The sequence below is a fragment of the Nonomuraea basaltis genome, assembly GCF_005893125.1.
In the GTDB taxonomy this organism is placed as follows: Bacteria; Actinomycetota; Actinomycetes; order Streptosporangiales; family Streptosporangiaceae; genus Nonomuraea; species Nonomuraea basaltis.
In genome coordinates, this window is record NZ_VCJS01000037.1 from 19,329 (window position 1) to 41,804 (window position 22,476).

Consider the following 22,476-nt stretch of genomic DNA (forward strand, 5'->3'; position numbering starts at 1 on the left):
GGCCGGAGACTGGTGACCGGGCCGATTCAGCACCAGTACGATCTGGCATAGTCGAGCCATTGCCGCGATGACAGGCCTGTGGCCAACTATCCTGGTCCTCATTACTACGGCGACCTGTGGATGGGGGTGGATCGTGCGGCCACCTGCTCAGCGGCTGCTTCGCCCCTTCCTGCTGGCGCTGCTCGTGCTCGGCGTGCTGGGCATGCACACGCTCGGCCACCTCTCCTCCGGTCACGGAGCGGCCGCTCACGGCGACGGCGCCCGGCCGCAATCGTCGTCGATGCCGCATGCGGAACCGCTCATGACGGCGCCGGCCGACGGGGTCGTGATCGGCTCAGTGGTTTCGTTCCGGTTCGACCCGGGCACCATGTGCCTGGCCGTGCTGACCTCGGCATTCATCCTGTTGCTCGCGGCCGCCTGGGCGGCGGCGCTGTGCTGGCCCACCCGGGCGGCAGTGCGAGCGTGCTGGGCGGGCGGGGTCGCCAGGTCGCCGCCGCGCCGCGTGGCGCCGAGCCTCGTACGGCTCTCGGTGATGCGCATATAGGCCGAATTATCGGCGGACGACCCTCGGGCTGGTCCGCGATATGGGCCTGAACGCGACATCACCAAAGGAATCACCATGTTCATGAATATGCGTATCCCGGCCGCCACCGTGGCGGCGGGGGCCGTTCTCGTGCTGGTCGCCGGCTGTGGCGGCGCCGACACTGCGTCGACCAGCGCGCACGACATGTCCGGCATGTCCAGCAGCGCGTCCGCCACGGTGACGGAGACCACCCAGCCGGGGGCGACGTTCAACGACGCGGACGTGATGTTCGCGCAGATGATGATCCCCCACCACCAGCAGGCGGTCGAGATGGCCGAGCTGGCGGAGACCCGGGCGTCGGACAAGGAGATCAAGGAGCTGGCGGCGAAGATCAAGGCCGCGCAGGATCCGGAGATCCAGACCATGCGGGGCTGGCTCACCACATGGGGCAGGCCGATGCCGTCCGGCGGGATGGACGGGATGGACCACGGCATGCCGGGGATGATGTCCGAGGACGACATGAAGAAGCTGGAGAGCGCCAAGGGCGCCGCGTTCGACCGGCGGTTCGCCCAGCTGATGATCGCTCACCACAACGGTGCCATCGAGATGGCACGCACCGAGCAGCAGCAGGGGGCCGACCCCGAGGCCAAGAAGCTGGCCCAGACCATCGAGACGGCCCAGCAGGCCGAGGTCGCCCAGCTGCAGAAGATCCTCGAGCGGCTGTAGCGCATGGTGCGGCCCGCACCGGACGGTGCGGGCCGCACCGGGCTCGGTGGGCGGCAATAGGCCCTTCAATACGACCAGGGGGTATAGTCGGGCCCATAACCCGTACATGGATGTACGAGATATGGAGGCGAGATGCCATCCGAGCGAACGCGACTGTCGGTGAACGGGCGCGATCACGAGCTGGAGCTGGACACCCGCGTCAGCCTGCTCGACTGCCTGCGCGAGCACCTGCGGCTGACCGGGACCAAGAAGAGCTGCAACCAGGGGGCGTGCGGCGCGTGCACGGTGCTGCTCGGCGGCGAGCGCGTCAACTCCTGCCTGGTGCTCGCCGTCCAGTGCGCGGGGTCGGAGGTCACGACGATCGAGGGGATGTCGTCCCATCAGGTCGGGAAGGCGGTGCAGGAGGCGTTCGTGGCGCACGACGCCCTGCAGTGCGGCTACTGCACCCCGGGGCAGATCTGCTCGGCCGTCGGCATGCTGGCCGAGGTCGAGGCCGGGGTGCCGAGCGCGCTGGGCGAGGCCCCGGCGGCGCTGACGGAGGCCCAGATCAGGGAGCGCATGGCGGGCAACCTGTGCCGGTGCGGCGCGTACAACGGGATCGTCGCCGCCCTCCGGGAGGTCGTCCGATGAGGCCCTTCTCCTACACCAGCGCCACCAGCACGGCCGAGGCGATCGGGCTCGCCGCGTCCGAGCAGGTGAGGTTCCTGGCCGGCGGCACCAACCTGGTCGATCTCATGCGCGCGGGCATCGAGGAGCCGGAGCACGTGGTGGACATCACGCGGCTGCCGCTCGACGGCGTCGAGGAGCTGCCGGACGGCGGGCTGCGGATCGGCGCGCTGGCCCGCAACACGCGGGTGGCCGGCGACGCGCGCGTCCGCCGCCGCTACCCGATGCTGGCCCAGGCCATCATGAACGGCGCCTCGCCGCAGCTGCGCAACCGCGCCACCGTCGGCGGAAACATCCTGCAGCGCACCCGGTGCGGCTACTTCTACGACCGCGCCGCCGCCTGCAACAAGCGCGTGCCGGGCGCCGGCTGCGACGCGCTGGAGGGGTTCAACCGCATGCACGCCGTCCTCGGCGCGAGCGACAGCTGCATCGCGGTGCACCCGTCCGACATGTGCGTGGCCCTGGCCGCGCTCGACGCGACGGTCAACATCGCGGGCCGGGACGCCGCCGTGCCGCTGACCGATTTCCACCGCCTGCCCGGCGACTCCCCGCACGTGGAGACGGTGCTGGCACCGGGAGAGCTGATCACCTCGATCGACCTGCCCGCCGCCCGGCCCGGCCGCTCGGTGTATCTGAAGGTACGCGACCGCGCCACGTACGCCTTCGCGCTGGTGAGCACGGCCGTCCAGGTGCACGTGGAGAACGGCCGGGTGGCCGGGGCCCGGATCGCGCTGGGCGGCGTGGCCCACAAGCCGTGGCGCGCCCACGAGGCCGAGGAACTGCTGAGGGGGGAGGCGGTGGACGACGACCTGCTGCGGCGCGCGGCTGAGCGTTCAGTGGCCGGCGCCCGGCCGCGCGCGCACAACGCGTTCAAACCCGAGCTGGCCACCCGCCTGGTCCGACGCGCCCTGGAGGAGACCACCTCATGAGCATCACCTCGCGCGCCTACACCGCCGGCTCCGCGGTGCTCGGCAAGCTGTCCCGCCTGCTCCCCGACGGGCGCCCCGACCCGCTGGCCGGGCTGCCCGGCGAGATCGGCCGCCCCGCCGACCGGCTGGACGGCCTGGCCAAGGCCACCGGAGGCATCCGCTACACCGCCGAGCACGACCTCCCCGGCCTGACCCACGCGGTGGTGGTCGGCAGCACCATCGCCAAGGGCCGCGTCACCGCCGTGCACACCGCCGAGGCCGCCGCCGCACCCGGCGTCGTCCTCGTGATGACCGAGCACAACGCGCCGCGCATGAAACGCACCCCGGCGTACGCCACCCTGCAGGGGCCGCTCGGCGCCGCGGCCATGACCGTGCCGGTGCTCAACACCGACGAGATCTTCTGGACCGGCCAGCCGATCGCGGTCGTCGTCGCCGAGACCCTGGAGCAGGCCGAGCACGCGGCCGCGCTGGTCCACGCCGACTACGAGATCCGGCCCGCCGCGCTGGCGTTCCCGTCGGGCAGGCCGTACACGCCGGCGCACGCCGTGCTGGAGGAGCCCGTGACGCGGCGGGGCGACACCAAGGCCGCGCTCTCCGCGGCGGCGGCCACCGTGGAGGCCGTCTACGCCACGCCGCTCGAATACCACAACGCGATGGAGCCGCACGCCACGATCGCGCACTGGGAGGGCGACCGCCTCACCGTCTTCGACGCCTCGCAGTACCCGTACGGCGTCAAGGAGATGCTGGCCAAGAAGTTCGGCCTGCCCAAGAAGAACGTCCGGGTGCTGGCCCCGTACATCGGCGGCGGGTTCGGCAGCAAGACCTGCGCCTGGCCACACGTCTCGCTGGCCGTGGCTGCGGCCAGGCTCGCCGGCCGGCCCGTCAAGCTCGCGCTCACGCGCGCCGGCATGTTCACCATGACCGGCGGCCGGGCCCCGACCCGCAGCCGCGTCGCGCTCGGCGCGGACGCGACCGGACGGCTCACGGCGCTGGAGCACGACGCGCTCGCCCCGTGCACCGGCGACGAGTTCGCCGAGGCGGCCGCCATCGTCTCCCGGCACCTGTACGCCTGCCCCAACGTCCGCGCCCGCCAGCAGGTGGTACGCCTGGACCGCATCCAGAACGCCTTCTTCCGCGGCCCGGGAGTCGCGCCCGGCTCGTTCGCCGTGGAGTCGGCCATGGACGAGCTCGCCTGGCGGCTCGGCCTCGACCCCCTCGAGCTGCGCCTGCGTAACGAACCCGACCGCGACCCGGCGAGCGGGCGGCCGTTCACCAGCCGCCACCTGCGGGAGGCGTACGAGCTCGGCGCCGAGGCCTTCGGCTGGCCGGCGCGGCCGGACTCGCCGCGGGCGCTGCGCGAGGGCCACTGGCTCGTCGGCTACGGCATGTCGGCCGCGATCAACCCCGACGCCCTCCTCCTCGCCGGCGTCACGCTCCGGCTCGCGGCCGACGGCACGGTCACCATCAGCAGCGCCACCAACGAGCTGGGCGCCGGCACCTCGACCGCGCAGAGCCAGGCCGCCGCGCAGCGCCTCGGCCTGCCGCTGGACAGGATCCGCTTCGAGCAGGGCGACTCCGACGTGGCCGCGACCCGCGTCCCCGGCGCCTCGGCCGCCACGACCACGCTCGCCTCCGCCGTGTGGGCCGCGTGCGACAAGCTGGTGCGCGAGCTGCTCGCGCTCGCCCGAGGCGCGGACTCGCCGCTGGCCGGGCGGTCCCCGGACGACGTCGAGACGCGGGACGGCGGCCTGTACGTCCGCGGCGAGCCCCGCGGCGAGAGCTACGAGCGCATCCTGGCCCGGGCCGGACGGGAGGCGGTGACCGTCGGGGGGCGCTCGGCACCGCCGTACCAGACCATCAAGCGCGGCACCTACTCCTACGGCGCGCACTTCTGCGAGGTACGCGTCGACGAGCTCACCGGCGAGGTACGCGTGACCCGGTGGGTCGGGGCGTTCGACGGCGGCCGGATCGTCAACCCCAAGCAGGCCACCAGCCAGATGCGGGGCGGCATCATCATGGGCATCGGCATGGCGCTCACCGAGGAGGCCCAGCTCGACGAGCGCACCGGCCGGATCGTCAACCGCAGCCTGGCCGACTACCACCTGCCGACGCACGCCGACGTACCGGACATCGACATCCGCTTCGTCGACCGGCCTGACCGGCAGACCCCGCTCGGCGCCAAGGGCATCGGCGAACTGGGCATCGTCGGAGCGGCCGCGGCCATCGCCAACGCCGTCTACCATGCCACGGGCAGGCGCGTCCGCAGCCTCCCCATCACCCCCGACAAGGTGATGTGACGCTCATAGCTCGCCCGGGGACATTCCGCTCTGGTGGATTCCCCGGGGCGGGGTCAAGACGGGCACGATCGGATCAATCCCCGGTGCGTAAAGATCCGCCAAGACGCCCGCGCTGGTGACCGATGCCACTGTGCACAGCGTGGCGTCCTCCTGGAGCATGGGGCATTCCTCCAGCGCCTTAGGGATGCAACTCCAGCGGCTCATGTTCCGCAGATCCTTCACACGACCGAGGACGATCCCGTGCATCCAATCGCCACGCCGGGATCTGACGTAGGTCAGCCGGTACTCGTGGTTGTGCCACTCGAAGTAGATCGGATCCGTCACCTCTTCGTTGGCGTAGGCGATCGTGGACGGGACCGTGGCGTAGGCGCTCATGCCGGACCCGCGCTCTAGTGAATAAGGCGATCGAGCTGACCAGCCTTGATCTCTGCGATCAGCTCGGCGATCTCGTCGGCGGTGTGGATCAGGACGGGTCCGTGAGGGAAGCGGCTGTTCCTCAAGCCGATGGTGCCGTGCGGGAGTTTGGCGAACTCGGAGGCGCCCGAAGGGCGAGCGAAAGCGAGTTCAGCCGGCGACGAGATGCGGCAAGAAAAGGGCAGGTCACTGGGGCTCAAGCGGGGTAAGTCGCTGCCAGCGCAGGACCGGCCTCCAGGCCGCATGCCCGCGCTGGCAGGGGCGGCGCATAGCGCCGCCCCTTGATACCCATAAGGGAAATTCGGCGATGAATGAAGTCGCCCTACATCGGGGGACTGCAAGAAAAGCTCCCTCAAGGTCACGGTCACAGTTAGAGTGATCGGGGGTGCACGGGCGGGAACCTGACACGCTCGGGAGTTACGACCGTGAGTGACGTAGCGGCGCAATCGGGTAGCGGCGGCTCGGGGACGAGCGGTCCAGCGGTTTTTCGGATAGAAAGCTGGGCGCAAGCGATAACGACGGTGGTTCTCATCGGGGCGGGATTCATCGGGTTCTTCGTGGTGCTGCGCTGGATAATACACTACAAAAGAGGGAGAAATAGTGCGTGGCTACTACCCGGAGCTTATAGCGCCGGTTCGGAGAGTGGGAAGGAAGACGTTCGACCTTGCGCGGCACATAGTGGTGATGGGGATTGTGAATCGCACGCCGAATAGCGGGCTGGACCCGAATAGGTCGATGGAAGTAAGTGAGGCGATTGGGAGAGCGGAACGGGCGCTAGGGGAAGGGGCGGAGTGGATAGACGTAGGAGGCCGCGCCTTCCGCTCTGATCAGCCACCCTTGTCGGAGCTGGAGGAAATAGAGCGAGTGGTGCCGGTGATCAGGGGCATCCGGGAAATGACTGATGCGGTGATCAGCGTGGACACTCATCTGCCAGAGGTGGCGGAGGCCGCCTTTAAGGCAGGGGCGGACGTGCTGAACGACACCTACGGCTTGCGGTCGCCGGGGATGGCGGGCCTTGTGGCTGAGACAGGGATGAGCGTCGTGATTACTCATAGCTTGGGAGGGCCGGGGCAAGTAGTAGCGGCGCCGACGTATGGCGACGTCGTAGGCGAAGTGAGAGACTATCTGCGGGAGCGGGCTGACTTCGCGGTGGGGTCCGGGATAAAACCAGAGCAAATAATGATAGACCCCGGCCACGATCTGAATAAGACTACGAAACATTCAAACGAGCTGACTCGCAGACTGTCAGAGATTGCGGCCCTTGGATATCCAGTACTAGTCGCAACAAGCAATAAGCATTTCATCCGGGAAAGCATCGGCGCGGAGCGGGGCAGCGAAGAGCTGAGAATCGGGACGATTGCGGCTAACACCGCTTGCGTATACCAGGGGGCGCGCATCGTGCGTGTTCATGATGTCAGTGGAAATGTTGCTGCGATGAGAGCAGCGGAATCGCTCCTGGGCCTGAGGGAAAGGTAGTGCGGTAGGAGCGGCCGTGGCCCGCCCCTAATGCCTCAGGCGCCCGGAGGGCGAGCGTTAAGCGAGTTGGGCCGGCCACGGCTGCGCGGCCATTTTCCGCAGAGAACAAGCGTGGTTCTACGGCGAGCCGAGCGGGCCGAAGGCACGCAGTGCGGCGCTGGCCCGCAGGGGTTCCCAAAAGAGCCCTTAAAAGACGCTAGGTGGAGGGGAACGTGCCCCCCTCCTGACCCGTACAACGTCGTGGCCGCAGTCGCCCGCAAGACCTGACCGGCCAGCCCTTCAGCTTCGCGAACGCGGTCAGGGCCGCGTCGATCGTGGGACGCACGTCGAGCCCGCCCACTGGCCGTCGCCGTGGTGGTGGCGGTGGATGGCCGGTGTGGTGGGCAAGGCCCGTAGGTGTGCGGTGTGCGGGCGGCCGTTGCCACACCAAGAGCGAACTGGTGCCGGAGCTGATCGCGGTGGCCGGGCCGAACTTGTTGCCGCCCTCGCTGTTCCAGACAGTCAGCGTTCCGGTGGCGGCCGAGAAGATGTCGGCCACGCCGTCGGAGTTGAAGTCCGGCGTGGCCGATCCACTCATCGCGGCTCAGCGCGGGTTGTTCGCGTGGGTGAGGGTCTCCCAGGCCAGGAAGCGCGAGGCACCGACCGGGCGCTTCTGCTTCACCCACTTCTCGGCATTGGGAATGTCGTATCCGAAACGCTGGTGCAGCGCGTTGTAGCCGACTTCGAGGTTCGGCCCGAGGCCGGGGGTGACCTTTCCGCCGCACAGCCACGATGGCACCGTCGCGCCCAGTTGCAGGCGAGCGTGGAACTCCATCGCGAATCGCAGCCGGTGCTTGGCCTCGGCGTACAGGTCCACGCCCTGGTGGCGGGCCGTCTCTGCGACGTGGGAGATGGCCGCGATGCCCCATCCGGTGTGCCCGAAGTCGCGGCAGGTTTCCTGGGCCAGGCCGTTCACGAACTTCGTCTGCCCGTGCCAGTATTCGATGATCTCGGCTTTGGTGTCGTGCTTGCTGTTCGGTGGCGCTTTGGGCAGCGAGCCGTCCGTCTTGAGGTAGATGTAGGCGGGCAGCCTGCCGCGCCAGGTCGTGACCGCTCGGTCGAAGGAGGCGCGGTCGTCCAGGTGCACGGCGATGCCGATGGCGGCATCGGTCATGATCAGTTCCCAGTTGCCTTGGTTGTTGGGCTTTCCGGCGATCACGGTCGGGAGGTACACGGTGCGCAGCTTGCCGGCGAACCGGCCGGCCTGGGTCCAGCCGGTGTAGGTGTGCTTGATGAGTTCGGCGGCGCGGGAGAAGTTGGCGCCCGCAAAGCCAATCTGTAGCGGCGCGTTGCTCCCGGTGTGTTCGGTGATCACGGCTGACCAGGCGTCCATGATCTGGATCGCCTTCTTGGCGTAGCGGGAGTCCTTGGTGAGGTACCACCGCAGGGCGTGTGTGTAGGCCGCATTGGCGTCCTCACGCTCGTCCGAGCAGCCGTGGTCGGGGTTCCCATACATACCGCACTCCACGACGGCGCGGGGCTTGGCCGTGTAGGACAGCGAGGCGTACGAACTCTTTTGCAGAGCGTTCCAGGCAGACTTCCACGGTTCCTTGCCGAGGTTGGCTTTGACGAAGTCGAGCTGTGCGCGGCTGACCAGGACGCCGGGATGCTTGAACGGGGCCGCCTGCGCGGGCTGCGGGGCGGATAAGGCGGCGGCCACGAGCATGATGGCGGCGAGAGGGCGAGCGAGACGCACGGGTTTCCTTCCAGGCGCGGACGTCCATTCAGCCAGCCGCCGACTCAGCTGTCAACTCAGCTGTCAACGTCTTCGCGCCGTGGACATCGGCCGCTATAGCGCCGCGTACCGTACCCACGGTTGGACCTTCGTCACGTCCACCACGAGGAACGGCGTGCTGCGCCTGGCGAGCGCCGGCGCCAGGGACTTCTGCAGCATGGAGACGCTGGGGCCGGTCAGGGAGCCCGCCAGGTCGAGGACCGTCACCGGCCCGCACATCCATTGGTACGCCTGGAAGGGGGACACGCCCTGCGCCATGTCCTGACTGCCGGATTCGCCCTCGGGAGCCGGTGAGAAGGTCATCCGCCGGGGCCTTTCTGCCGGTAAGGCAGAACAGTGCCGACCAGACTTCCCGGCTCACCTGCCCATCGACGGTAGCAGGATCCTTGCCTGATGCAAGAGTAGATTCCTACCAGCCGCCCTTCATGAGCTGGCCGCGGACCGCGCCGTCGGGGAAGTCGCCGGTGTGCAGGTTGGTGTACCAGTTCTTCGGCTTGTTCTTGATGCTGTTGAGCAGGCCCGAGTCGGCGCGGGCCACGCCGATCACGGCGCTGAGCGAGCCGGGCAGTTTCTCGCCGAAGAAGGGGACCTTGACGTCCCCGTTCTTGCCCGCCTTGCCCTGGTGGATGTGGAAGGCGGTCGGGGTGGCGATGCCCTTCCACTGGATGGCGTACTCGATCTTGTTGCCGGTGATGTGGAAGATGGCGACCGCGCCGCCGTCGTTGTCGCCCTTGCCCACCTCGTTCGATCCGAGCAGGGTCGCGGCCAGATATACGCCCGCGCCGCTCTCGGCGGCGGCGGGCGTCGCCAGGCAGCCGGCGGCCAAGATCGCGGCGGCCGCCACGGCGGTCGTCCTCGATCCGTTGAGCTTGATCATCAGATCCTCCCTCAGGGCGCGCCCATCGCGCGCCCAAGAGAGGATCGCGGGCCGAGCTGTTCACTTTCCAGGCCACTCGGTGCTCACTCCCGTTCGATCCCGGTACGGGATGGCGCGGAAGAGCACGCGGCGCTGCTGCCGGGGACCGGCGCGATCAGCTCCATCTCTAATGACCAGATGTACGCTTAGCCCTGTGAACACCGAACCGACCGTCAAGAAGCGCAGGCGCGATCCGGACGCGAGCCGGGCGGCCATCCTCGACGCGGCCCGCGCCGCGTTCGCCGAGCGCGGCTACGCCCGCGCCACCATCCGGGAGATCGCCCAGCGCGCCGGTGTCACGCACGGCCTGGTCATGAGGCACTTCTCCTCGAAGGAGCAGCTGTTCATCGCCGCGATGCCCGGTGCCAGGGATCTGGACGACCTGATGCCGGGCTCCCCGGAGACCCTCCCTGAACGCATCGCGCAGGCGTACGTCGACCGCATGGAGAACGCCGACGGCACCGACCCGTTCATCGCCCTCATCCGCAGCGCCGCCTCCGACGAGCAGGCCGCCACGAACCTGTACCTGGCCATGCGGCAGCGCAGCATCGACTCCTACAAGACGCTCATCACCGGCCCCGACGCCGAACAACGCATCGACCTCCTGGGCGCTCACCTCATCGGCGTCACCTTCAGCCGCTACGTCGTCAAGAAGGGGCCCCTGGCCGAGATGTCCCCCGAGCATCTCGTCCGCCAATTGACCCGCACGCTCCGCAATATCCTCCTCAACGACTGCTGACCAGATCCGTGGGGGTCACCCAAAAGACGAGGACGGCGACCGTATCGGAAATACGATCACCGTCCCTGCTCCGGGCCGCGTCCGGCGACCGCGTCAGGAGGGTGCGTAGACCCGGTGGACGAACTCGGCGAGCTTGTTGTCCGGGAGCTCCTTCGCCAGGTCAGCCTCGCTGACCATGCCCACGATCCGGTGGTTGTCGATCACGGGCAGGCGCTTGATCTGGTGCTGCTCCATCTTCTCCAGCGCCTCTTCGACGCTGCTGCCGGCCGTCACCCACACCAGCCCGCGAGCGAGCTCGCCCGCCGTGGTCTGGTCGAGGTCCTTGCCCTCGGCGCAACACTTGATCACGATGTCCCGGTCGGTGATGATCCCCTTGAGCCGGTCGTCGGTCCCGCAGATCGGCAACGCGCCGACCGAGAGGTCGCGCATCATCTGCGACGCCCTGCGCAGGCTGTCGCGCTCGCCGATGCACTCCGCTCCTTGGTGCATCACATCCTGAACCGTCTTGCCGATGCCCATTTTCTGCCTCCCCGAGAAGATTGATGGGCCTTCAAAAATGCCCTACCCAACACATGGCGGATCAGTGCTGGGGCCACCCGGTGGTACGGCTGTGACCTGGCGATTTGCACTCGTTACCCTGGGGCTGACGGGACCGGGCCGGAGGTTCTCCGGCCCGGACCCTGATCTCACCGCCTTCTTGTCATGCCCATGCCCACGGTGACCAGGCCGAGAATGACGATGATCGCGCCGACGATCACGTTGGTGTAGATCGTCGTGGTGGTATCGGCCTCACCTCTAATCAGCCACGGAGCCACTATGGTCCACACTCCGATGAGCGGGGCCGTCCAGGCGATGCCGTAGGTGCGGCCGAAGGCCGAGCTGAAGCCCAGCGACAGCAGCGCCACGGAGATCCCCGTGACCAGGTTGTTCATGGTGAGCGTCTCGATGGTGGTGAATCCCACGATCCACGGCGACAGCGCCAGGAACAGCCCGGCCAGCAGGGTCAGCCCGTCCGCCAGTTGAACTGCCGGATTGGCCGCGGCTATCTCGTAACTTTCCCGCATGCGGATGATGTCCGGATGCCGCTCCATTTCGCGGGTCATCGGTGACATCACCTCCCATTTGCGATGACGGGACCTTCTCCCGTCTCCCGCATTCCTCTACCCGGGGGGAGCTGACGCATACAGATGGCGGGCGGCGGCGAACGACCGGGCGAAACGCAGGACGGCGGCGCCGGCGAAGTAGCCGATCAAGGCCATGGTGGGCAGGCCGGCCGGGCCGTGATCTCCCGGCCCGGCCATCGCGACGCCGAGGAGCCCGCCCAGCACGCCGGCCATGCCGAGGAGGGTGACAACGCCCGCCATCGCCCCCGCTGCGGCTCCCGGAGCGGGACTAGGACCCGCGCGCCGCTCGACAGGCCCGAACACCATGACCAGCACGCCCAGGATCAGGGTCAGCACGATGAGCCACGGCAGCCGCAGCAGCACCCACGTGGGCGATCCGGGCGGCGGGGCCGGCAGCAGGCCCGTCGGGTACAGCGCCATCGCGCCGAGCACGGCCGCGGTCATGTGCCACAGGAAGAGCGTCATGACCACCGAGTTGACCGCCACGACGACGGTCCACGGACGCAGCCGCCGCAGCCACCGGCAGGCCGGGTCGTGGACCGACAGCGCCAGCCCGGTCTGGGCCGTGGCCAGCGCCAGCAGCGCCAGCGTGGGCGGGGAGGTGTTCTGGACCTCCTCGCCGGTGAGCCCGACCATGCTGATCGGGTACGGGCCCACCACGGTGAGCACCACCAGGACGGCCAGCCCCAGGAACGCCAGGGGCAAGCCGACGCTCCACCGGGCGGGCAGGCGCCCGTCCTGCCAGGCGAAGCCGAGCTGATGGACGCTCAGCCAGGCGAACAGGAAATTGGCCTGTCCCACAACGGGAACACCCAGCGCCAACGTGGCCACGTCGCCGACGCCGACCAGGACGGCCAGCACGATCGGCACGGCCAGGCCGTACCGGCGATGAAGGGCGTGCATCGGCGGCGTGAGGACCACCACGGCCAGGTAGGCCACCAGGAACCACAGCGGAATCCCGGCCACCCACACCCCCATGCCGATCAGACGGGGATCGGCGCCCGAGACCCGCGCCAGCAGGGCCGTTCCGGTGAGCACGGCCAGCAGCGCGGTGGTGGGGCGGACGAGCCGGTCGGTACGGCGCAACGTCCAGGTCGTGGCATCGCCGCCGCGGTCGCGGTGGGCGGTGAGGGAGGCGGCGTTGGCGTACCCGCCGACCAGGAAGAAGACGGGCATGACCTGGAACAGCCAGGTCAGCGGGCGGGTCCACGGCACGAGCTCCAGCACGCTGCCGCCCCGCAGGCTCCCGTCGTACGTGACGTGCATCGCCAGCCAATGGCCGGCGACCACCGCCGTGATCGCGATGGCGCGGAGCAGGTCGACATGGCGATCCCGATGCGTCGGCGTCCGCTCGGCCAGCCGCCGCATCTCGCGCAGGGCCCGCATCGGAGGCACGTCCATGGCGCCATCACGGTCCCACAGGCGTTCTTACGGCATGGCACCCTGGCGGATGACGAGCTGGTTGCTGACGTCCACCACGCCCGGGGTGTCCCAGGCGTCGTCTCCCGCCGCACGCTTGGCCAGCCAGCTCCCGACGTCGCCGCCCAGGATGACCACCCGCTGCTTGACGTCCACCCGGATGTCGGCGTCCTTGGTGTGCGGGTTGTCCCGCAGCCGGTCGACCAGCTGGGACTTGATCTCGCGGTCGTTCGGCTCGGGCGGCGGCTGCTGCGGGTCCCACCAGCCGTAGTAGTACCGCTCCACCGGATAGCTCCAGGGCGGGAACGGGGCCGGATACATGGTCGCCTCCACGATCTCACTCGGCTTCACCGGACCGCCTACCCGTGGAGGAGCCTCGCTATCACCACTCACGTGGTGCTGAGCCGATTGTTCCGTCCGTAAGCCGGGGCATTCATGAGCCTGGTTCGCAACTGTCATGTGATCTCCAACCGCCATCATCCGGCCTCATGACCCGTTCCTCACTCGCGGTCGTGTGCCTGGCAGGTGCACTGCTGGGCTGCACCGCGGCCCCTGGCTCTCCCGACCGGACTTCGGCGCCCACCGTGGCATCCGGCGAGGCGGCGAACGTTGCCGGGGAGCGGTATCACGCCACCGAGCTGCGTCCCGGCGACTGCATCGACCCCATGCCCGAGAGCGTCATGGTGACGGTGGTGCCCTGTGCCGTGCCGCATGCGGCGGAGTTCGCCACCACGTACGTCATTCCGGAAGGTCCTTGGCCGGGCGTGGCCGAGCTGGGGCGGCTGGCGGAGGACGGGTGCGGGCCGAGGATGCGGTATGTGCCGTCGAGGAAGGACGAGGTCGGCGTCGTCGGACTCGTTCCGCGGGAGGAGGACTGGCCGCGGAACAGGACGGCGTACTGCCTGGCCATCCCGCCGGACGGCGGGAAACTCGTCGGCCGCGTCATCCTGTAGCGGGCGTGCTCAGCCGGAGCAGGCCGGCCCGTGCCTTTACGGGCGTAGCGGGAGCTCATCGAGGACTGCCTCGGCCAGTTTCGCCGCCCTGGGGTCGTAGCGGCTCGCCAGCGTGTGGAACAGCTTCTCGGCGCGGATCGCCGGCCAGTCGGCGGGCAGGTGCTCGGCCGGGAGGCGTGGGTCCTGGCGGACGAGCTGGAGCCAGTCGGCGTGCAGGAGCAGTTGTCTGGCCAGGTCGTCGGCGGCGGACGGGAGCGGGTGCGGGGTGTCCCAGCGGTCGAGGAAGGCCCGGTAGCGTAGGGCGATCTGGTCGGTGTCGAACGCCTTGCGGACCAGGTCGGCCGACTCGGTCGGCTTGAGCGCCCGCGCCTGGAGCACCGTGACGTTGTCGCCCAGCCCGAGCGGGGCGAGCATCGCCTCGACGTCCTTCGTCCCCGGCGCGATCCACAGCCCGCCCTGCAGCAGCCCGAACCCGGCCCAGATGAGCTGGGAGCGCAGGTCGTGGCGGGTGCTGCGTTCGCTGCCCGGCAGGGAGAAGCCGACGAGCGTCCAGGTGCCGTCCCAGTCGCGGTTGACCGCGCCGGTCTCCCAGACGTGCCTGCGCCCGTCCTCGAGCACGTCGGTGGCGTGCGGGGTGAGCCCGAAGTAGACCTTTTTGCCCCGGCGGTGCCTGGCCAGCAGGTTGCGCTTGGCCATGCGGGTGAGCGTCGAGCGCACCGCCTCCTCCGAGACGCCCAGGCGGGCGAAGACGTCGATGACGCTGCCCGAGTAGACCGCGGTGTCGCGCCCCAGCACGTAGATGCCGAGAAAGCTGAACATCAGGGACTGCGGCCGCGCCGACGGCACCTGCGGCTGGTCCTGCCCATCCTCGCGCTTCACAGGCAAGAGAGTAGAGGGAGCGGGGATGGCGGGCAAAACCATGACGCTAGTCGCCAATGTGCCCTACGTCCAGAGGGTCAGCCGCCACCAAAGTGTGCAGATTTTTGTCGGCAGGCAGATTATTGCCGAACGTCGAACGGCGGCTTATGGTCCGCGTGTGGGACGAATCTGGATGATCCTGCCGGCAGCGTCGAGCGCCGGCATCCGGCCCTCGTTGTCCGACCGGCCAGGCTCGCCCGGCCGTCGCACAAGCCGTCCCTGTCGCGGTGAGGTGGGGCGGGAAGGGTGCTCGAATATTGGGCAAAACTTTGACCTGGGTCATATAAGTGCCCTACATTGACGGAAGTCGTCAGAGTCTTGCGGTGTTTGGGGTGGAATAGATGGATTTGTCGGGCAAGGTGGCGGTGGTCACCGGGGCTGGTCGCGGTCTCGGACGGGCGTACGCGGAGGCCCTCGCGGCCGCCGGCGCGGCGGTGGTCGTCAACGACGTGGACGCCGTAGCGGCCGCCCAGGTCGTCGAGACCGTGGTCGCCGAGGGCGGCAGGGCCGTGGCCGCGGTCGGCGCCGTCGGCGGGGCCGAGGTGGCCCAGCGGCTGGTCGACACCGCGGTCAAGGAGTTCGGCCGGCTCGACGTGCTGGTGACCAACGCCGGCATCCTGCGCGACCGGGTGCTGTGGAAGATGTCCGACGAGGACTTCGACGCGGTCGTCGAGGTGCACCTGCGCGGCACGTTCACCTGCGCCCGCGCGGCGGCCGTACGCATGCGCGAGCAGGGCGAAGGCGGCCGTCTGATCCTCATCTCCTCGCCGGCCGGCCAGCGCGGGAACTTCGGCCAGACCAACTACGCCGCCGCCAAGGCCGGCATCGTGGCGATGGCCCGCACCTGGGCGCTGGAGCTGGCCAGGGCGAACGTCACCGTGAACGCCGTCGTGCCGGTCGCGGCCACCGAGATGACCAAGACGATCCCCGCCTTCGCGCCGGTCCTGGAGGAGGCCGAGCGCACCGGCCGCCCGCTGCCGGAATGGCTGCGCAAGGACGAGGGCCTCGGCACGGTCGAGGACGTGGCCGGGCTCATCGTCTACCTCGCCTCGGACGCCTCGGCCGGCGTCACCGGGCAGGCCGTCGGCGTCGGCGGCGACCGGCTGGCGCTGTGGTCGCATCCCGCCGAGAAGGCCGTCGCGTACGCCGACGGCGGCTGGAGCGCCGACGCCATCGCCGCCTCCTGGCACGAGGGCGTGGGCGCCGAGCCGGAGACGTACGGAATCCCCGCTCCCAAGGGAGCCTGAGGTGGACCCCGAGATGGACACCGCCGAGCTGGTCGCGATCGACGTCCACACCCACGCCGAGGTCTCCAAGGACGGGCACGGCTCGCTCAGCCCGGAGCTGTTCGGCGCCTCCGGCGAGTATTTCGGCTCCCATGACCGGCCGGCCATCCCCCAGATGGCCGCCTACTACCGGGAGCGGAAGATGGCGGCGGTGGTGTTCACCGTGGACGCCGAGCACGCCACCGGCCATCCCCGCATCTCCAACGAGGAGATCGCCGAGAGCTGCGCGGAACACCCCGACGTGCTCATCCCGTTCGCCAGCGTCGATCCGTGGAAGGGCAGGGCGGGCGCGCGCGAGGCCCGCCGCCTGATCACCGAGCACGGCGTGCGCGGGTTCAAGTTCCACCCGAGCATCCAGGGCTTCGACCCCAACGACCGGATGGCGTACCCGCTCTACGAGGTGATCGAGGAGCTCGGCGCGGTGGCGCTGTTCCACACCGGCCAGACCGGCATCGGCGCGGGCGTGCCGGGAGGCGGCGGCATCCGGCTGAGGCACTCCAACCCCATGCTGGTCGACGACGTGGCCGTGGACTTCCCGCACCTGCGCGTCATCCTGGCCCACCCGTCCTTCCCCTGGCAGGACGAGGCGCTCGCGGTCGCCACCCACAAGCCGCACGTGTACATCGACCTGTCCGGCTGGTCGCCGAAATACTTCCCGCCGCAGCTTGTCCGGTACGCCAACACGCTGCTCAAGGACAAGGTGCTCTTCGGCTCCGACTATCCGGTGATCACCCCGGACCGATGGCTGGCGGACTTCGCCAAGCTCGACATCAAGCCAGAGGTCCGCCCCAAGATCCTCAAAGACAACGCCGCACGCCTGCTCGGCCTGACCCCCAAGGAGCTGCCATGACGACCATCGCGAACGGACTGGAGGAGCTCAAGGCGCTGGCCGGGACCGGCCTCGGCCACAGCGACTGGCTGGAGATCACCCAGGAGCGGGTGAACACCTTCGCCGACGCCACGAACGACCACCAGTGGATCCACGTGGACCCGGAGAAGGCCAAGGACGGGCCGTTCGGCGGCCCGATCGCCCATGGCTACCTGACCCTGTCGCTGCTCATCCCCCTGTTCAACGAGCTGCTCGACATCCAGGGCATGAAGATGAGCATCAACTACGGGCTGGAGAAGGTCCGCTTCCCGAGCCCCGTCAAGGTGGGCGGCAAGATCCGCCTGGCCGCCAAGGTCGCCGAGGTCGCGGACGTCCCCGGCGACGGCGTCCAGATGCTGCTCGACTTCACCGTGGAGATCGACGGCGCGGCCAAGCCCGCGTGCGTCGCCCGTGCCGTCTACCGGCACTACGCCTGACCCTTCGGATATGAGGAGCCCCCCACTCATGTCAAACCCCATCCAGCTGCGCCGCGCGGTGGCCTCGAGCTTCATCGGCAGCGTCATCGAGTACTACGACTTCCTCCTGTACGCCACGGCCTCCGCCGTCGTGTTCAGCAAGGTCTTCTTCTCCAACCTCGACCCCCTGGTCGCCACGGTGGCCAGCCTCGGCACGTTCGCCACCGGCTATCTGGCCAGGCCGATCGGCGGCGTCGTGTTCGGCCACTTCGGCGACCGGCTGGGCCGCAAGCGGATGCTGGTCATGACCATGGTGCTGATGGGCGTGGCCAGCTTCCTCATCGGGGTGCTGCCCACGTACGAACAGGCCGGCGTGCTCGCGCCGATCGCGCTCGTCCTGCTCAGGATCGTGCAGGGGGTCGCGGTCGGCGGCGAGTGGGGCGGCGCGGTGCTGATGTCGGCAGAACACGCCACCGGGCACGCCACCGCCCGCCGCGGCCTGTGGGCGAGCTTCACCAACGCGGGAGCTCCGTTCGGCATGGTGCTGTCCACGGGAGCGCTGAGCGGCACCGCCGCCGTGCTGGGCAACGACGCGTTCCTGGCGTGGGGGTGGCGGGTCCCGTTCCTGATCAGCATCGTGCTGCTGGCGATCGGCCTGTTCGTCAGGACGCGGGTGGAGGAGACGCCGGTGTTCAGCGCCGCCCTCAAGGAGAAGGTGTCCCGGGCCCCGCTGATGGACGTCCTGCGCGACCAGCCCAGGACGCTGCTGCTCGGGGTCGGCGTGGGACTGGCCGCGTTCGTGGCGCAGGGCACGCTCACCACGTTCCTCATCGCGTACGGTGTGCAGTCCGGTTTCGAGCGGCAGACCGTGCTGAACGGGCTGACGCTCTCTTCGGGGCTGGCCGTGGTCGGCATCCTCGGCTGGTCGGCCCTGTCGGACCGGGTCGGGCGGCGCCCGGTCGTCATCACGGGCGCGCTGATCATGGCGGTGTACGCGTTCGTCCTGTTCCCGCTGGTGGACAGCGGCAGCGCTGCGCTGCTCACCATCGCGCTCATCCTCGGCCAGTCGATCATCCACCCATTGATGTACGGGCCGCTCGCCGCGCTCTACACCGAGCTGTTCAGCACCCGCAGCCGCTACACCGGCGCGTCGCTCGGCTACCAGCTCGCCGGGCTCGGAGCCGGGCTGGCCCCGGTGCTGTTCGCCCAGATCATGGCCTCCAGCGGCGGCGGCGGGACGTTCATAGTCTCCGCGGTCATCGCCGCCGCGTGCCTGCTCGCCGTGGCCTGCACGCTGGCGCTCAAGGAGACCAGCCGCGGTGACCTCACCGCGGACACGGCTCCAGGCGCGGTCGCGGGCGTCACCGGAGCCCCTTCGCAACGTTAGGAGACACACGCTCATGCAGAACTCCGGGATAGGCGGCTGGCCGGCCCGGCGGGCCTTGATGACGCCGGACCGCACGGCCTTCGTCTTCGGCGGCAGATCCCTCACGTACGCCGAGGTCCACGAGCGGGTGACGAAGCTGGCGGCGCGGCTGCGGGACAGCGGCGTGCGGGCCGGGGACCGCGTCGCCTACCTCGGCCCGAACCACACCGCGTTCGCCGAGACGATGTTCGCCACGCACGTGCTCGGCGCCGTCTTCGTCCCGCTGAACTTCCGGCTCGCGGCACCCGAGATCGAATACATGCTGGGGCACGCCGGCGCGAAGGTCCTGATCTACGCGCCGCAGTGCGCCGGCGTGGTGCACGCGCTTCCCGGCACGTCTGCCCTGGACGAGATCGTGGCGCTCGAGGCCGCCGCGCCGGGGGAGCGAGACTACGAGAGCTGGCTCGCGCAGGGCGACCCCACGCCGATCGACGTGCCGGTGGAGCAGGACGACGTCGCGCTCATCCTGTACACGTCGGGCACCACCGGCCGCCCCAAGGGTGCCACGCTCAGCCACGCCAACCTGGTGTGGAACACGTTCAACATGCTCATCGGGGTGGACGTGGCCGGCGATGAGACGACGCTGGTCAGCGCCCCGCTGTTCCACGTCGCGGCGCTGAACCAGACGCTGCTGCCGACCTTCGTCAAGGGCGGCTGCTCGGTCATCATGCCGTCGTGGGACGTGGACACGTGCTTCGACCTCATCGAGAAGCACGGCGTCACGTGGATGTTCGGGGTCACCACGATGTTCGCCGCGCTCGCCCGCTCGCCGCGCTGGGCCGGGGCGGACCTGTCCTCGGTGCGCACGCTGATGTCCGGGGGAGCGGCGATCCCGCCCGCCCTGATCCGCACGTACCAGGAGCGGGGGCTGGTGTTCTGCCAGGGGTACGGGCTCACCGAGACCTCGCCCGGGGCGACCTTCCTGGAGGCCAGCCAGAGCGCGCGCAAGGCCGGCTCGGCGGGCGTGCCCGTCTTCTTCGCCAACATCCGGGTCGTCCGGCCGGACCTCACCGACGCCTCGCCCGGCGAGCCCGGCGAGGTCCTCATCCAGGGCCCGAACGTCACACCCGGGTACTGGAGCGATCCGGCGGCGACCGCCGCGGCCTTCGCCGAGGGCGGCTGGTTCCGCTCCGGCGACGTCGCCACCCTCGACGAGGAGGGGCACCTGTACATCGTGGACCGGGTCAAGGACATGTACATCTCCGGCGGGGAGAACGTCTATCCCGCCGAGGTGGAGGCCGCCCTCTTCGAGCACCCGGCGGTGGCCGAGGTGGCGGTGGTCGGCGTGCCGGACGCGACGTGGGGGGAGACCGGCCGCGCGTTCGTGGTCGCCCGCCCCGGGCAGGCCGCCACGGGGGAGGAGTTGCGCGACTTCCTCCGCCCCCGGCTAGCCGCGTACAAGATCCCCCGCTACGTCACCTTCGCCGACGACCTGCCGAAGACGGGCTCCGGCAAGATCCAGAAGCTCAAGCTCCGGGACCTGTCCCTGCCCTAATGCGGGGGCACGTCGGACAGGGCCGTCCGGCAGCGGTTGAGGTATGCCTCCAGGTCGCGGCGCTGTCGCTGGGTGAGGTCGGCGAGCATGCGCTCCTCCAGGGCGTCCATCTCCTCGTCGAAGGCCGTGAGCAGCTCGTGGCCCGCGTCCGTGAGGCTGATCAGCAGGGCGCGGCGGTTGTCCGGGTCGCGGCGGCGGGTGATCAGGCCGCGCCGCTCGAGCGAGGTGATCATGTCGGCCATGGATTGGGCGGTGACGAAGGAGTTGCGGGCCAGCTGAGCGGAGCTGAGCCCGTCGCGGCGGCGCAGCACGGTGAGCGCGGTGTACTGCAGGGCGGTGATGCCGGTCGGCTTGAGTAACTCGTCCATCCGGGACCGCGCGGCGAGCTCGACCTGCTTCACGACGTACAGCAGCGACGGGCGCCGGCTCATGACGTCCGTGCTGCGGTCGTTGCTGCTCGCTGTGTGTCCCACCTGGTCTCCTTCGCGATCGACAGTCAGATTTCCTGATTATCGCAGTCCTCTTGCGCATTATGCTATGAGGGCGTAATTATCAGGAAACCTGTTGGTTGTACGGAGTGCGGTGCGGCGAGCGATCGCACCGGGAAGGTGAGCGGGCTATGACCGACTCCGAGGCACAGAACATCCCGGCTCTGAGCCGGCCGCACATCGAGCCCGGCAAGCTCTTCATCGACGGCGAGTGGTGCGAGGCGAGCGCCAAGGGCAGGAGGGACGTCACCGACCCGTCCACCGGAAAGGTGATCACCACCGTCGCCGAGGCCGACGCCACCGACGTGGAGGCGGCCGTCACGGCGGCGCGCAAGGCGTTCGGCACGTGGGGGCAGACGTCCGGCCGCGAGCGGGCGCGCATCCTGCACCGGGTCGCCGACATCATCCGGCGGCGGGAGGACGAGCTCGTCGCGGTGGAGAGCGTCGACGTCGGCAAGCCGGTGAGCCTGTGCCGCGCCGTCGACGTGGCCACGACCGCCGAGATCTACGAGTACTACTCGGGGCTCGCGCAGACCATCCAGGGCGCGACCCGGCAGATCCCGATCCCCGCGCACGCCTACACCCGGCGCGAGCCGCTCGGCGTGGTCGGCGCGATCACGCCGTTCAACTTCCCGCTGATCCTCAGCAGCTCGAAGATCGCCCCGGCGCTCGCCGCGGGCAACGCCGTGGTGCACAAGCCCGCGGAGGACACCCCGCTCAGCGCGCTGCTGATGGCGGAGATTCTGGCCGAGGCCGGGGTGCCGGACGGCGTGCTCAACGTGGTCACCGGCGGCGGCGCGGAGGTGGGGAAGGCGCTGCTGCGCCACCCCGGGATCGACAAGATCGCCTTCACCGGCTCGACCCAGATCGGGCGGTACGCGGCCGCCACGGCCGGCGAGGCGCTCAAGCCCGTCACGATGGAGCTGGGCGGCAACGCCGCGCAGATCGTGTTCGAGGACGCCGACCTCGACAAGGCGATCGGCTCGGCCATCAAGGGCTTCGTCTTCAACACCGGCCAGTTCTGCATGGGCGGGCCGCGCCTGCTCGTCCACCGCTCCCTGTACGACACCGTCCTGGAGATCCTGGCGGGAGCCGTCGCCGGGGTGCCGGTCGGCGACCCCTTCGACCCGGCGACCGTCGTGGGCCCCATGGCCGCCGAGCGGCACCTCGCCAAGGTCGAGGACTATGTACGGCTCGCCAAGGAAGAGGGCGGCCGGGTCGTCACCGGAGGCGAGCGCCTGGAGCTCGGCGGCGGCTACTACTACCAGCCGACCGTCATCGCCGACCTGGGCGACGACTCGCGCGTCGTGCAGGAGGAGGTCTTCGGCCCGGTCCTGACCGTCCAGCCCTTCGACACCGAGGACGAGGCCGTGGCCATGGCCAACGGCACGCCGTACGGGCTCGCGGCGGGCCTGCAGACCACCGACCTGGCCAGGGCCCACCGCGTGGCGGCACGGCTGGAGGCCGGCATCGTCTGGGTGAACGACTGGGCGATGCTCGACCCGGCGATCCCCTTCGGCGGCGTCAAGCAGTCCGGCTTCGGGCGGGAGTACGGGCCCGAGGTGCTGGAGTCGTACACCAAGGTCAAGTCCGTCGTCATCTCCCTCGCCTGACACCACGAGA

26 protein-coding genes are annotated in these 22,476 nt (G+C 69.5%); 14 read left to right on the plus strand and 12 right to left on the minus strand.

Features of this window, described 5'->3' with window-relative positions:
- Window positions 1–133 precede the first annotated feature (133 nt).
- From EJK15_RS19280 to EJK15_RS19300, 5 genes are all read left to right on the plus strand, one after another.
- Window positions 134–544: a DUF6153 family protein gene (locus EJK15_RS19280; protein WP_138711836.1), complete on the plus strand. Its 411-nt coding sequence runs from the start codon at window positions 134–136 to the stop codon at window positions 542–544.
- 81 nt (window positions 545–625) lie between these two features.
- Window positions 626–1,249 (plus strand): DUF305 domain-containing protein, encoded by a 624-nt coding sequence (locus EJK15_RS19285; RefSeq protein WP_138711837.1) that lies wholly within the window; start codon window positions 626–628, stop codon window positions 1,247–1,249.
- 132 nt (window positions 1,250–1,381) lie between these two features.
- On the plus strand, window positions 1,382–1,879 hold the full coding sequence (locus EJK15_RS19290) for a (2Fe-2S)-binding protein (protein WP_138711838.1): 498 nt from the start codon (window positions 1,382–1,384) through the stop codon (window positions 1,877–1,879).
- Window positions 1,876–2,844: an FAD binding domain-containing protein gene (locus EJK15_RS19295; RefSeq protein ID WP_138711839.1), complete on the plus strand. Its 969-nt coding sequence runs from the start codon at window positions 1,876–1,878 to the stop codon at window positions 2,842–2,844. Before EJK15_RS19290 ends, EJK15_RS19295 begins: the two co-directional genes overlap by 4 nt.
- Window positions 2,841–5,141: a xanthine dehydrogenase family protein molybdopterin-binding subunit gene (locus EJK15_RS19300; protein ID WP_138711840.1), complete on the plus strand. Its 2,301-nt coding sequence runs from the start codon at window positions 2,841–2,843 to the stop codon at window positions 5,139–5,141. Before EJK15_RS19295 ends, EJK15_RS19300 begins: the two co-directional genes overlap by 4 nt.
- 3 nt (window positions 5,142–5,144) lie before the next feature.
- Here EJK15_RS19300 and EJK15_RS19305 read toward each other — a convergent pair whose 3' ends face one another.
- Together EJK15_RS19305 and EJK15_RS70700 are read right to left on the minus strand one after the other, a co-directional pair.
- On the minus strand, window positions 5,145–5,516 hold the full coding sequence (locus EJK15_RS19305; RefSeq protein WP_138711841.1) for a hypothetical protein: 372 nt from the start codon (window positions 5,514–5,516) through the stop codon (window positions 5,145–5,147).
- A gap of 14 nt (window positions 5,517–5,530) precedes the next feature.
- Window positions 5,531–5,755: a DUF397 domain-containing protein gene (locus EJK15_RS70700; protein ID WP_171074409.1), complete on the minus strand. Its 225-nt coding sequence runs from the start codon at window positions 5,753–5,755 to the stop codon at window positions 5,531–5,533.
- Between the two features lie 400 nt (window positions 5,756–6,155).
- Between EJK15_RS70700 and folP the strand changes: the two genes are divergently transcribed.
- The gene (gene folP, locus EJK15_RS19315) at window positions 6,156–7,031 is read left to right on the plus strand and encodes a dihydropteroate synthase (RefSeq protein WP_240777062.1); all 876 of its coding nucleotides are present in this window, start codon (window positions 6,156–6,158) and stop codon (window positions 7,029–7,031) included.
- Between the two features lie 196 nt (window positions 7,032–7,227).
- Here the strand turns inward: folP and EJK15_RS19320 are convergent, their stop codons facing one another.
- From EJK15_RS19320 to EJK15_RS19335, 4 genes are all read right to left on the minus strand, one after another.
- Entirely contained in the window at window positions 7,228–7,608 is a 381-nt protein-coding gene (locus EJK15_RS19320; protein ID WP_138711843.1) for an FG-GAP repeat domain-containing protein, read from the minus strand.
- Window positions 7,609–7,614: 6 nt separating this feature from the next.
- Window positions 7,615–8,766 (minus strand): alginate lyase family protein, encoded by a 1,152-nt coding sequence (locus EJK15_RS19325; protein WP_206060962.1) that lies wholly within the window; start codon window positions 8,764–8,766, stop codon window positions 7,615–7,617.
- 93 nt (window positions 8,767–8,859) lie between these two features.
- Window positions 8,860–9,108, minus strand: coding sequence for a hypothetical protein (locus tag EJK15_RS19330; RefSeq protein ID WP_138711844.1), 249 nt, complete (start codon window positions 9,106–9,108; stop codon window positions 8,860–8,862).
- A gap of 106 nt (window positions 9,109–9,214) precedes the next feature.
- On the minus strand, window positions 9,215–9,682 hold the full coding sequence (locus EJK15_RS19335) for a CHRD domain-containing protein (RefSeq protein ID WP_138711845.1): 468 nt from the start codon (window positions 9,680–9,682) through the stop codon (window positions 9,215–9,217).
- Window positions 9,683–9,875: 193 nt separating this feature from the next.
- On the opposite strand from EJK15_RS19335, the gene EJK15_RS19340 reads away from it, so the two are divergent.
- The gene (locus EJK15_RS19340; protein WP_206060963.1) at window positions 9,876–10,460 is read left to right on the plus strand and encodes a TetR/AcrR family transcriptional regulator; all 585 of its coding nucleotides are present in this window, start codon (window positions 9,876–9,878) and stop codon (window positions 10,458–10,460) included.
- A 93-nt stretch (window positions 10,461–10,553) separates the two neighbouring features.
- On the opposite strand, the gene EJK15_RS19345 is transcribed toward EJK15_RS19340, so the two are convergent.
- The 4 genes from EJK15_RS19345 to EJK15_RS19360 form a co-directional block, all read right to left on the minus strand.
- On the minus strand, window positions 10,554–10,979 hold the full coding sequence (locus EJK15_RS19345) for a CBS domain-containing protein (protein WP_138711847.1): 426 nt from the start codon (window positions 10,977–10,979) through the stop codon (window positions 10,554–10,556).
- Window positions 10,980–11,146: 167 nt separating this feature from the next.
- The gene (locus EJK15_RS19350; RefSeq protein WP_206060964.1) at window positions 11,147–11,563 is read right to left on the minus strand and encodes an SPW repeat protein; all 417 of its coding nucleotides are present in this window, start codon (window positions 11,561–11,563) and stop codon (window positions 11,147–11,149) included.
- A 57-nt stretch (window positions 11,564–11,620) separates the two neighbouring features.
- Complete coding sequence (locus tag EJK15_RS19355) at window positions 11,621–12,985, minus strand: acyltransferase family protein (RefSeq protein WP_206060965.1); 1,365 nt, start codon at window positions 12,983–12,985, stop codon at window positions 11,621–11,623.
- 27 nt (window positions 12,986–13,012) lie between these two features.
- Window positions 13,013–13,354, minus strand: a complete 342-nt coding sequence (locus tag EJK15_RS19360) for a BON domain-containing protein (RefSeq protein ID WP_206060966.1) — start codon at window positions 13,352–13,354, stop codon at window positions 13,013–13,015.
- A 137-nt stretch (window positions 13,355–13,491) separates the two neighbouring features.
- Here EJK15_RS19360 and EJK15_RS19365 point away from each other — a divergent pair, with 137 nt between their 5' ends.
- The gene (locus EJK15_RS19365; protein ID WP_138711849.1) at window positions 13,492–13,956 is read left to right on the plus strand and encodes a hypothetical protein; all 465 of its coding nucleotides are present in this window, start codon (window positions 13,492–13,494) and stop codon (window positions 13,954–13,956) included.
- A gap of 36 nt (window positions 13,957–13,992) precedes the next feature.
- Here the strand turns inward: EJK15_RS19365 and EJK15_RS19370 are convergent, their stop codons facing one another.
- Window positions 13,993–14,835, minus strand: a complete 843-nt coding sequence (locus tag EJK15_RS19370) for a PaaX family transcriptional regulator (protein ID WP_206060967.1) — start codon at window positions 14,833–14,835, stop codon at window positions 13,993–13,995.
- A 380-nt stretch (window positions 14,836–15,215) separates the two neighbouring features.
- On the opposite strand from EJK15_RS19370, the gene EJK15_RS19375 reads away from it, so the two are divergent.
- The 5 genes from EJK15_RS19375 to EJK15_RS19395 are packed head-to-tail and all read left to right on the plus strand — an operon-like array spanning window position 15,216 to window position 20,365.
- A complete protein-coding gene (locus EJK15_RS19375) occupies window positions 15,216–16,121 on the plus strand; it encodes an SDR family oxidoreductase (RefSeq protein WP_138711850.1) in 906 nt (301 codons plus the stop codon).
- 1 nt (window position 16,122) lies between these two features.
- Window positions 16,123–17,010 carry an amidohydrolase family protein gene (locus EJK15_RS19380; RefSeq protein ID WP_276615407.1) on the plus strand — a complete coding sequence of 296 codons (888 nt, stop codon included), beginning with the start codon at window positions 16,123–16,125 and terminating at the stop codon, window positions 17,008–17,010.
- Window positions 17,007–17,465 carry a MaoC family dehydratase gene (locus EJK15_RS19385; protein ID WP_138711851.1) on the plus strand — a complete coding sequence of 153 codons (459 nt, stop codon included), beginning with the start codon at window positions 17,007–17,009 and terminating at the stop codon, window positions 17,463–17,465. The genes EJK15_RS19380 and EJK15_RS19385 overlap by 4 nt, the downstream gene beginning before the upstream one ends.
- 28 nt (window positions 17,466–17,493) lie before the next feature.
- Window positions 17,494–18,831, plus strand: coding sequence for an MFS transporter (locus EJK15_RS19390; protein WP_240777063.1), 1,338 nt, complete (start codon window positions 17,494–17,496; stop codon window positions 18,829–18,831).
- 13 nt (window positions 18,832–18,844) lie between these two features.
- On the plus strand, window positions 18,845–20,365 hold the full coding sequence (locus tag EJK15_RS19395) for an acyl-CoA synthetase (protein ID WP_138711853.1): 1,521 nt from the start codon (window positions 18,845–18,847) through the stop codon (window positions 20,363–20,365).
- Here EJK15_RS19395 and EJK15_RS19400 read toward each other — a convergent pair.
- A complete protein-coding gene (locus EJK15_RS19400; protein ID WP_240777064.1) occupies window positions 20,362–20,838 on the minus strand; it encodes a MarR family winged helix-turn-helix transcriptional regulator in 477 nt (158 codons plus the stop codon). The genes EJK15_RS19395 and EJK15_RS19400 overlap by 4 nt on opposite strands.
- 146 nt (window positions 20,839–20,984) lie before the next feature.
- Here EJK15_RS19400 and EJK15_RS19405 point away from each other — a divergent pair, with 146 nt between their 5' ends.
- A complete protein-coding gene (locus tag EJK15_RS19405) occupies window positions 20,985–22,466 on the plus strand; it encodes an aldehyde dehydrogenase family protein (protein ID WP_138711854.1) in 1,482 nt (493 codons plus the stop codon).
- Window positions 22,467–22,476 lie beyond the last annotated feature (10 nt).

Bases quoted from the DNA above. Each gene is read 5' to 3' on its own strand.
- EJK15_RS19365 (WP_138711849.1), top strand. From the start codon at position 13,492: ATGACCCGTTCCTCACTCGCGGTCGTGTGCCTGGCAGGTGCACTGCTG.
- EJK15_RS19295 (WP_138711839.1), top strand. From the start codon at position 1,876: ATGAGGCCCTTCTCCTACACCAGCGCCACCAGCACGGCCGAGGCGATC.
- EJK15_RS19335 (WP_138711845.1), bottom strand. From the start codon at position 9,682: ATGATCAAGCTCAACGGATCGAGGACGACCGCCGTGGCGGCCGCCGCG.
- EJK15_RS19300 (WP_138711840.1), top strand. From the start codon at position 2,841: ATGAGCATCACCTCGCGCGCCTACACCGCCGGCTCCGCGGTGCTCGGC.
- EJK15_RS19385 (WP_138711851.1), top strand. From the start codon at position 17,007: ATGACGACCATCGCGAACGGACTGGAGGAGCTCAAGGCGCTGGCCGGG.
- EJK15_RS19390 (WP_240777063.1), top strand. From the start codon at position 17,494: ATGTCAAACCCCATCCAGCTGCGCCGCGCGGTGGCCTCGAGCTTCATC.
- EJK15_RS19375 (WP_138711850.1), top strand. From the start codon at position 15,216: ATGGATTTGTCGGGCAAGGTGGCGGTGGTCACCGGGGCTGGTCGCGGT.
- EJK15_RS19350 (WP_206060964.1), bottom strand. From the start codon at position 11,563: ATGACCCGCGAAATGGAGCGGCATCCGGACATCATCCGCATGCGGGAA.
- EJK15_RS19285 (WP_138711837.1), top strand. From the start codon at position 626: ATGAATATGCGTATCCCGGCCGCCACCGTGGCGGCGGGGGCCGTTCTC.
- EJK15_RS19320 (WP_138711843.1), bottom strand. From the start codon at position 7,608: ATGAGTGGATCGGCCACGCCGGACTTCAACTCCGACGGCGTGGCCGAC.
- EJK15_RS19305 (WP_138711841.1), bottom strand. From the start codon at position 5,516: ATGAGCGCCTACGCCACGGTCCCGTCCACGATCGCCTACGCCAACGAA.
- EJK15_RS19405 (WP_138711854.1), top strand. From the start codon at position 20,985: ATGACCGACTCCGAGGCACAGAACATCCCGGCTCTGAGCCGGCCGCAC.
- EJK15_RS19355 (WP_206060965.1), bottom strand. From the start codon at position 12,985: ATGGACGTGCCTCCGATGCGGGCCCTGCGCGAGATGCGGCGGCTGGCC.
- EJK15_RS19290 (WP_138711838.1), top strand. From the start codon at position 1,382: ATGCCATCCGAGCGAACGCGACTGTCGGTGAACGGGCGCGATCACGAG.
- EJK15_RS19330 (WP_138711844.1), bottom strand. From the start codon at position 9,108: ATGACCTTCTCACCGGCTCCCGAGGGCGAATCCGGCAGTCAGGACATG.
- EJK15_RS19345 (WP_138711847.1), bottom strand. From the start codon at position 10,979: ATGGGCATCGGCAAGACGGTTCAGGATGTGATGCACCAAGGAGCGGAG.
- EJK15_RS19395 (WP_138711853.1), top strand. From the start codon at position 18,845: ATGCAGAACTCCGGGATAGGCGGCTGGCCGGCCCGGCGGGCCTTGATG.